The organism is Cryobacterium sp. 10I1 (genome assembly GCF_035019805.1).
GTDB lineage: Bacteria > Actinomycetota > Actinomycetes > Actinomycetales > Microbacteriaceae > Cryobacterium > Cryobacterium glucosi.
On record NZ_JASJVF010000447.1, the window covers coordinates 1 to 1489 of the forward strand.

2 protein-coding genes are annotated in these 1489 nt (G+C 73.0%); one reads left to right on the forward strand and one right to left on the reverse strand.

The window, feature by feature from the left end:
• Positions 1 to 30 precede the first annotated feature (30 nt).
• Positions 31 to 684, reverse strand: coding sequence for a PspC domain-containing protein (locus QN345_RS18945; RefSeq protein ID WP_323509100.1), 654 nt, complete (start codon positions 682 to 684; stop codon positions 31 to 33).
• 112 nt (positions 685 to 796) lie between these two features.
• Here QN345_RS18945 and QN345_RS18950 point away from each other — a divergent pair.
• The coding region (locus QN345_RS18950; RefSeq protein ID WP_323509101.1) for a PspC domain-containing protein at positions 797 to 1489 on the forward strand (693 nt) is incomplete at its 3' end.

Here is a 1489-nt window from a genome sequence, read left to right on the forward strand (position 1 = left end):
GGGCGGCAGTTCGCGGACATCCGCGGCGGTTCAGAGCAGCACCGAAGCGGATGCGATCACGACCGTCCACCCGTCGGGGCTGTCACTCGTCACGAAGAACAGCAGGATGCCGACGGCGACGAGCACGAGGGCGCCGAGCGCGCGCACGAGCAGGGCGGACGAGTGCTGCTCTGAACCGCCGCGGATGTCCGCGAACTGCCGCCAGGCGAGCGCGGTCCCCGACAGCACGACGATCGCGGGGATGACCACGGCGAGCGGGATGTCGGCGCCGAGCCGGCTCGCGACGAGAGTGAGACCGGCGGCGAGGAGCGCGAGCCCGAGCAGGATCTCCGTGATCGGAGCCGACCGGGCCGAGGACGCGGCGGCGGCGGCTCGCTCGGCCGCGGCATCCGCGGGACCGCCGAGGCCGTGGCGGGAGCCGGGGGAACCGGCGTACCCGGGCGCCGGCCGCGCGAGGCTCGCCTTGGGGAGCTCGGCGGCCCCGAACCGGACGGGGTTCGCCGTCGCGGTCGGCGTCGTCACCCAGAGCCAGGCGTAGAGCAGCGCGCCGGCCCCGCCGGCCAGGACGAGCAGCAGCGTCGCGGTGCGCACCACCGTCACGGACAACCCGGTGTGCTCAGCGAACCCCGCGCAGACGCCGGCGATGATCCGCTGGCGCGGCCGGGACATCCGCTCAGTTCTCATGTCTTCATCCAAGCACCCCGAAGGCCGCCCCGATCCGGTACGGCCAGATCTCAGGGTCCGTTCAGGGTTCTCCCCCATAGCAGCGCGCCATCGCGGGTGGTTGAGTGAAGTTATGACCGATCAACCGCGTAATCCGACATACCCGGCCGGCCCGGGCCCGTCGGGTCCAGACCAGCTCACCCGTTTCTTCGACTGGATCCGCCGCAGCGGCATGGTCCGCGGCGCAGACCGCTGGTTCGCCGGGGTCTGCGGCGCCATCGCCGGCCGCACCGGACTCGACCCGATCATCGTGCGCGGCATCGCGTTCGTGCTCGCCGTGCTCGGGGCGCCCGTGCTCTTCGTCTATGCGGTGGGCTGGGCGCTGCTCCCCAACGCACTCGGCCGCATCCATGCCGAGGAAGCCCTCCGCGGCCGCTTCGAGCCCGCCATGATCGGGATCGGCGCCGTCCTCCTCCTGACCGTCGTGCCGTTCACCCGCGGATTCTGGTGGGACGGCCCTCCCGCGGCCTGGGGCATGCCCGGCTGGCTGAGCACGTCGCTGAGCGCAGCGTGGGGCCTCGCGGTCGTTGCCGGCATCGTCTGGCTCGTGCTCTACCTCGTGCGCCGCGGTCCTGGCAGCGGCGGGTCTTCCGGCGGCGGAAACGGTGGCGGAAACGGTTCCGGTCCGGGCGAGCGCCCGCGCCCCACCTCGGGCTACGGCTCAGCGGCGGATGCCGGACACGATCATCCCGATCGCCGCGACGCCGAGGGCGACGGCGAGGCCGAGCACGAACGCGGAGTTCGACCAGACCCCGTGCGCGTAGAC

What these genes read in the sequence shown, in the direction of transcription:
- QN345_RS18945 (WP_323509100.1), bottom strand. Translation starts at nt 684, where the DNA reads ATGAGAACTGAGCGGATGTCCCGGCCGCGCCAGCGGATCATCGCCGGC.